General features: G+C 40.5%; 7 protein-coding genes. 2 read left to right on the top strand and 5 right to left on the bottom strand.

Annotation, left to right across the window (positions count from 1 at the left end):
* Positions 1–113: 113 nt before the first annotated feature.
* Positions 114–998, top strand: a complete 885-nt coding sequence (locus tag ABF487_RS06115) for a helix-turn-helix domain-containing protein (protein ID WP_007744897.1) — start codon at positions 114–116, stop codon at positions 996–998.
* Positions 999–1,196: 198 nt separating this feature from the next.
* Here ABF487_RS06115 and ABF487_RS06110 read toward each other — a convergent pair whose 3' ends face one another.
* A complete protein-coding gene (locus tag ABF487_RS06110) occupies positions 1,197–1,541 on the bottom strand; it encodes a MerR family transcriptional regulator (protein ID WP_007744896.1) in 345 nt (114 codons plus the stop codon).
* An 84-nt stretch (positions 1,542–1,625) separates the two neighbouring features.
* Here ABF487_RS06110 and ABF487_RS06105 point away from each other — a divergent pair, with 84 nt between their 5' ends.
* Entirely contained in the window at positions 1,626–2,480 is an 855-nt protein-coding gene (locus ABF487_RS06105; protein ID WP_415634823.1) for an oxidoreductase, read from the top strand.
* A 65-nt stretch (positions 2,481–2,545) separates the two neighbouring features.
* Here the strand turns inward: ABF487_RS06105 and ABF487_RS06100 are convergent, their stop codons facing one another.
* The 4 genes from ABF487_RS06100 to ABF487_RS06085 all read right to left on the bottom strand — a co-directional run bounded on the left by ABF487_RS06100 (position 2,546) and on the right by ABF487_RS06085 (position 6,069).
* Positions 2,546–4,051, bottom strand: coding sequence for an ATP-binding cassette domain-containing protein (locus ABF487_RS06100; protein ID WP_415634822.1), 1,506 nt, complete (start codon positions 4,049–4,051; stop codon positions 2,546–2,548).
* A gap of 3 nt (positions 4,052–4,054) precedes the next feature.
* Positions 4,055–4,414, bottom strand: a complete 360-nt coding sequence (gene rsgA, locus ABF487_RS06095; RefSeq protein WP_415634890.1) for a GTPase RsgA — start codon at positions 4,412–4,414, stop codon at positions 4,055–4,057.
* A complete protein-coding gene (rsgA, locus tag ABF487_RS06090) occupies positions 4,402–5,058 on the bottom strand; it encodes a GTPase RsgA (protein WP_028291834.1) in 657 nt (218 codons plus the stop codon). Before rsgA (ABF487_RS06090) ends, rsgA (ABF487_RS06095) begins: the two co-directional genes overlap by 13 nt.
* A gap of 171 nt (positions 5,059–5,229) precedes the next feature.
* A complete protein-coding gene (locus ABF487_RS06085) occupies positions 5,230–6,069 on the bottom strand; it encodes a hypothetical protein (RefSeq protein ID WP_415634821.1) in 840 nt (279 codons plus the stop codon).
* Positions 6,070–6,621 lie beyond the last annotated feature (552 nt).

Here is a 6,621-nt window from a genome sequence, read left to right as displayed (position 1 = left end):
AACTATTAAATTTTTAATATGAGCAAGAAAGTCCCTGTTTGCAAGAATAAATTTTTGATAAACGATTAAAAAATAATCCATATCATCCAAATTTTGTGTCATAATTTTTTCAAATGAATCGTGATACGGCAAAAAAGGCCGGTGCAATATTCCGGAAAATAAGAAGACAACGGCAAATTTCGACTCAGCAACTAGCTGCTGGCTTATTATCTGTGTCTTCGATTAATAAATTTGAAAACGGACACGCTAAATTATCTTTTACGATCCTAGCTGAGTTATCGAGACGGATGAATTTGCGACCAGATTATTTTTTTCAGGAAATTTATAAGCAAGAAGGTTCTGCTTACACGATTTTTTTAAACAAAATCAAGCCAATTTATGAAAGTAACGATTTGCCGACATTAAAAAAAATAGCTCAGAAGAAAGCACTCGAAGTTGCTCATAATCCCGATTTTGATTTAATAGGTCAATTAGTGACGCTGTTTTCTTTAATCAAAGGAATTGATCAGCAATATTCGGTTGATACAAAAATGATCGAAAAAATTGCCAGCCACTTACTAGCTATTGAGTATTGGGATCCATTTGAGATTTCTTTATTTAACAACTGCTTGATTTTATTTACATCTGTCATGATCAAAAATCTGCTGAAAGAAATTTTGTATTCTCTGGATGGTGTCGAAGCTTCGGACCGGATCTTATCGTTGCTATGTAATGCGGCTGATATTTTTTATCGCCGCAAAGATTATGAGGCAGCTCGAAAAATTATGCTTAAATGTGAAACGCTTTTTTCTGACCAAACAAAATTAATGATCCGTTTTAAATTAACGTTTATGAAAAATCTGCTTTCGTCCAGTCGGAAACAAGCTGTTATCGATAATAATAAGTTAATTGAATCACTGCGCATGATTGGATCCAATAATTTAGCTTCTTCGTATGAAGTATATATGCGTAAATATGATTTTCCTGAAAAGCTCTCAAATACTCCGAAAAAGAGTTGAAATCAACTAAAAAACCGCTATTTTTACCGTTTTGTCGCAAAGAGTGCATGATGCGTTATAGTTTCGATAAGCAGTCGTAAGCTTTTATGGTTCTATGTAACTTTTCTCTTCCACTTCTCATCCACCATTGATGCTTTACTACTGCTGATGATTTTAAAAAAATCGAAGGGCGGAAACGCTCTTTTTTAGTTGTGTTACTCAGCTATTTCGAGAATTTTCGTGATAAACGATTTTATAATCCAGAAATTGAAGTGTGCGATCGAGTTGGTTTATTTTGTTTTCTAGACGCCGCCTGCTTGCTTGCAGCAAGCGGACCTCGTAGTTGTGATCCATTAAATGATTCACATAATCTTTCATCTCGCTAAGCGACAGACCCGCTTGGTGAAGATAAGAAAGGACACGGATCCGTTCCTCGCTTTTACTATCAAATAAACGGTTACCGGCACGGTCGCGTTGAATATTGATCAGCCCCTGGCTTTCGTAGTAGCGGATAGCCGACGCGGTTAAATTATGCTGTTTAGCAATTTCTGAAATGGATACCAAATCTTTACCTCAAATCTAAAGTTGACTTAAAGTAACTTTAACATGCTAGTATCACCATAGCAACTGATGAAAGGTGGTATCAACATGAGTAAAAAGAATCAAGTTTGGTTTGTAACGGGTGCTTCATCCGGATTCGGACGAGCATTGGTCGAAGAGTTAATTCATGAAAATTATCCGGTCGTCGCTACGGCAAGAAAAATTGCCAGCCTTGCTGATTTGTCAACAGGAGAAGCCGATGTTTTAAAACTGCCATTGGACGTTACAAGCCAAGAGCAGATTCGTGATGCTGTTTCTCAAGCGGAAGCGTATTTTGGCTTTATTGATGTTTTGGTAAATAATGCGGGTTATGGTTATTTTGGTGCTGTCGAAGAGTCTGATCAGGCTGAGGTCAGGCGTATGATGGCAACTAATTTTTGGGGCGCTAACGACATGATGCTAGCCCTTTTGCCAAAGATGCGGGCACATCGATCTGGCCGCATCTTGAATGTGACTTCAATTGGCGGATTAGCCGCTTTTCCGACTTTTGCCTATTATCATGCGACAAAATTCGCGATGGAAGGTTTATTCCAGTCTTTGCGTGAACAAGTGGCGCCATTCGGGATTCAAGTCACCAATGTCGAGCCTGGTGCTTTCCGAACCAAATGGGCTGGTGAAAGTCATAAAGGTGCTACGAATTTAATTGATGACTATCAAGCTGTTCATGATGCCAGATCAGCTTCAGAAATACGCTCCGGTTCAAAAGATGGTGATCCGAAACTGGCGGCTAAGGCTTTTATTAAATTGGCCAACATGGAAAAGCAGCCCATGCATTATCTGTTTGGTAAAGATGCTTACCGCACAGCGACAAGTACTTACCGGCAAGCACTAGACGAGTTCGAGGCTCATAAAGAGGATGCAACGCATTTGAGCTTTGGCGATGATGCTTATTGGGAACAATAAAATGCTTTCATTCATGAAAAAACGCCCTTTATTTTTAGGACGTTTTTATTTTGAACATGATCATTTCAATCTGCTGCTGGGCGAAGCTGCTGATTTTGTATTGTGAAAACTCGATCCATACGGTTGGCGATCTCAGGTTTTAAGTGGTGTGTCACCATTAAGAGGGTAATAGCCGGATCGTTAATCAGACTGTTTTCAATTTGATCAGCTGAAGCCGGGTCCAAAGCCGAAGTGCCTTCATCGACTAGAAAGATTGATCGGCCGGAAACAAGGCCGCGTGCCAGGACAATGCGTTGTTTTTGCCCACCAGATAGATCGGAACCGTTATGGGCAAGCTGCGTTTGTAGACCATCAGGGAGACTTTTGATTAAATCGGCCAAACCAGCTTGGTCGATGGCACTTTGCAAAAGGTCTTGACTGACTGGCCGAGTCATTGTGATATTGTTTTTCAAACTGTCATTAAAGATATAGGGATCCTGATCCAATTCATAAAGCTGGTTACGAATAGAACCCGGATCAAGGGTTTTGTAATCAGCACCGTCTAAAGTAATTCTGCCTTGATAATCTGTCAGTTTGGTAGCTAATAAAGCTAAGAGCGTGGATTTACCGGCACCGCTCGGACCGATAAGGGCGTATTTTGCTCCCTTTTTGATCGTGAGATTTAAGTGACGCAAGATGTTTTTGCCTTGATAGCTAAAATCTACTTGCTGAATGGTTATGGCCGTGTGAAAGGGAGCGGCTGTAGGTAAAGACGCTGTTTTGTCAGCGGTCGGCAAGTCTGTAAATTTCGTCATAATCGATGCGGTGGCTTTCAATTCGGCCCAATTAGCACTAATACCAGTTAGCTGAGAAAAGATGGTCCCGGAAAAATATTGGGCCGCTGAGACGGCTCCAATCGGAGTGAGTTTGAGAAAGATCAGAAAACCAGCCTGGGCAAGGACAATCACTTGACTGATAATACTCATGCCATTGACCGTGGCCATCATTTTGCCAAACACTTTGGATCGGGTTTCAAAAGCATGATTCGCCTCTTTAGAGGCCGCGACTGTTTTAGCAACAATCAAGGAGCGTGCATTCAACATAAACAGGGCATTGAAGCCTTCTAACAGATCTTCGATTCGAGACATTAACCGTTCATTGGCTTGAGTCCGCTTTAACGAGGTCTGACTAAGGGCTTTCTGGAATATCTTAGGCAGAACCATCATGACAATACTCAAAACGAAGACTGTGATGAGGATCGAATAATGGAAATAAGCTAGAGTCAAGCTGGCTAAGACCACATCGGTAATGGCTGTCACAATTGCAAAGAAATTCTCAATCCCTTCCGAGTCAATGATCGAAAGATCGTTGGACATCCAAGAACTATAATCGCCAGCTTGCCGCTGATGATAATTTCCGTAACTGCTTTTGGCAATCCGTTCTGTAATGTCTCTTCGAATTGACGTATTGGCGCTGGCAATCCCGCCTAAAGTCTGCAAAGCTGAATTGGTAAAATTAATTGCCGCCAATCCAAGAGCCTTGCTTTTGTGTTCGTTTAAATAAGTGAATAAGCTTTTCTGAGTCTTAACCATCAATTACCTCCCGTCTCTTTTAAGATGACGCTGTAATTCGCGCTGATATTTGCGATAGCGTTGAAAACGCTCAGCATCCAGCTGTCCAGAAGTAATCGCTGCTTGAACGGCGCGGCCTGGTTCGTTTTCATGACGGCAGTTTCGAAATTTGCACTGAGCTGCTAGAGCATCAATGTCAGAGAATAAACCTGACTGATCATTGTTGACGAGCCCGATTTCTTTGATACCAGGTGTGTCGATCAGATAACCGAACTCTGGGCTGATGAAATATAAATGAGAGCTCGTCGTTGTATGTTTGCCACGCTGATCGCCTAGCCGAACGGCACCAGTTTTTTGCAGCTGGCGGCCGGCTAACTGATTGATAATCGTCGATTTACCAGCTCCAGAAGCGCCGATAAAGATCGAAGTACTTTGGGCTGATAAAAGCGTGTCAAAAACAGCAAAACTGTTTGATCATAAATCGACAAGGACAGACAAGATAATTTTGGATAGGCTTGCTCGATCAGCTGACTGATTTGTGTGAATCCTTGACGAAAATCCCGCTTGGTTAATAAGATATGCAGCTGGACATGATTCAAGCTGAAAGCCAGCAAATAGCGTTCTAATAAGGCGATCGTAAAACGCTGATCGCAGGCAACCACAATAAAAACATCGCTGACATTTGCAGCTAATAGTTGAACACCGCTTTTAACATGAATAGATTTTCTGGCTGAACTAATATTTTTTGATAGTTGATTAACTCTTGGCAAAACATCTGAAATAACTAATTGACCCGCTTTATTTTCAAAGGAGACAAAATCGCCAACCGTGAGCGAATCAGATGCTTGACTTATTTGTTGTTTTAAAAGACCGGTCAAAAGTAGCGAATGGTGAATCGTACCATGACGATCGGCAATCGTAATATTGCTTTGATTAAAAATTTGAATGATGCGTCCAACTTGGTCGATAGGCTGATCAAGTTGGTTAGATGAAAGATAAGATAAAATACAATAATCGTTTGTCTGCAAGACAATAAACTCTTTTCGTTTAGATTTGGTTGATTGTGTTTTATCTAGTAAGCATGTCGAAAGTATGGCACGGATGATTTTGTTTGTCAACGATTGTTATCTACTAAAATGATAAAAATTCTTTATAAAAATCATTTTCAGTACAGAAGCTGTGCCGAAAAGCAGCCTGGATTAATTTTTTATTTTCTTGCCGACCATGGTGTAGACGGGTGCGGGCGCAAAAGGCCAGTGACGATAAGTGGCTAAAGCGAGCGGATCAGTACCATCAAATTCGCCGCTTAGACCAACCATACCTCTATTTTTAGCCCATTGTATTTGAGCAGCTTGCAATGTCCATAAGGCGGTCGAATCAGTCGCGCCCAGCCAGCCAAATGTGAAAATTCCCGGAATGTCTTCAAAGGGAAAAGTATAAGCCGTGATTTGATTGTGCTTGATAAAAGCCATGGGTGCATCTGATAAAACATCAGGAAATACTATCTGTTCCCATTGAGCCGGGGTTGTTACAGCCATGGGATTGATTGTATGCACTTGACGGTAATCGGCTAGGCTCATCTCAATCAGTTGTGTTTTTAAAGGATGATTGGCTTGAATATCAGCTGTTGTTAATATTTGGCCCTCTGTCGTGTTTGACGTTGGCAAGGCAATGTCTGCTAATTGAGCATTCGGGCTGACAGTTTCTCGCCACACGGAAAATCCTTGAGTCAGCAACCATTCTGTGAAGGGACTAAAGGGTCGGTATTCCCAAATGACGAGCCGATCTTTATGCTGGCGGCCAACTTCTTGGATTGCATCATTTAAAATGATCGAAAACATGTCTGAAGAGAGTGCATAAACCGCTATGCCAAGTGCGTGGGGATGAAATTGATTTGTCGAGAAGACAAGTAGAGCCGATGGCTGGTGCTGTGCGTCATAATAGATTTTACTGCTGGAGATGTTCGCGCGATACTCCTCCCAAATTGGCATTTTCTGGCTTACATTAGCTAGTAATTGTTGTGCGTCATTTAAATTCATATTTAGAGTCTCACGTATGGCTATTTGATAATTTAAACTCATTATGACAGAAATGAGTGGGTACTAGAATTAGACCGGTTGTTTATACCACTAGAATTGACTTTTGCAGCCGATTTCAGTTGTCCGTATTTACCGAAATATTAATGGTATCTGTCATTCCAAGGGGCGGGTTATCTGATTTTTTACGGTTTAACGATTATTTTCTGTTTTTGTTTCCCTAAAATCTCAAATTGATGAGATTTTTTTAGATGGTTATGTATAAATTTGTCAATTATTGAACTTTTCTAGTCGATAAAGCCCTTCTTGATCCGCTTGGCTGATACCATTTAAAAGTCAACTCAAATAACAAGGAAAAACCCATTTTTCTTTATGATACATGACTTATAACAAACAAAAAAGCCTTGTTAATAGGCTTTAATAGCTTTTTGTGTTTGTATCGTTAGGTATATAATTTCTAGCAAAAAACAGAAAATTCCTTAAAATTGAAGGTGCTTACTAAACATTAGCGATGAAAAGTAGACGAAATACTCCGTCAATATTGCATAGAAAAAT

Source organism: Oenococcus sp. (assembly GCF_047725585.1).
GTDB classification, from domain to species: Bacteria; Bacillota; Bacilli; order Lactobacillales; family Lactobacillaceae; genus Oenococcus; species Oenococcus kitaharae_A.
The sequence above is the reverse complement of the archived record's forward strand: the minus strand, read 5'-3'. Positions and strand labels throughout refer to the sequence as shown.

Excerpts from the sequence above, each read along its gene's own strand:
- ABF487_RS06115 (WP_007744897.1), top strand. The coding sequence starts at position 114 with ATGAATCGTGATACGGCAAAAAAGGCCGGTGCAATATTCCGGAAAATA.
- ABF487_RS06105 (WP_415634823.1), top strand. The coding sequence starts at position 1,626 with ATGAGTAAAAAGAATCAAGTTTGGTTTGTAACGGGTGCTTCATCCGGA.
- ABF487_RS06100 (WP_415634822.1), bottom strand. The coding sequence starts at position 4,051 with ATGGTTAAGACTCAGAAAAGCTTATTCACTTATTTAAACGAACACAAA.
- ABF487_RS06085 (WP_415634821.1), bottom strand. The coding sequence starts at position 6,069 with ATGAATTTAAATGACGCACAACAATTACTAGCTAATGTAAGCCAGAAA.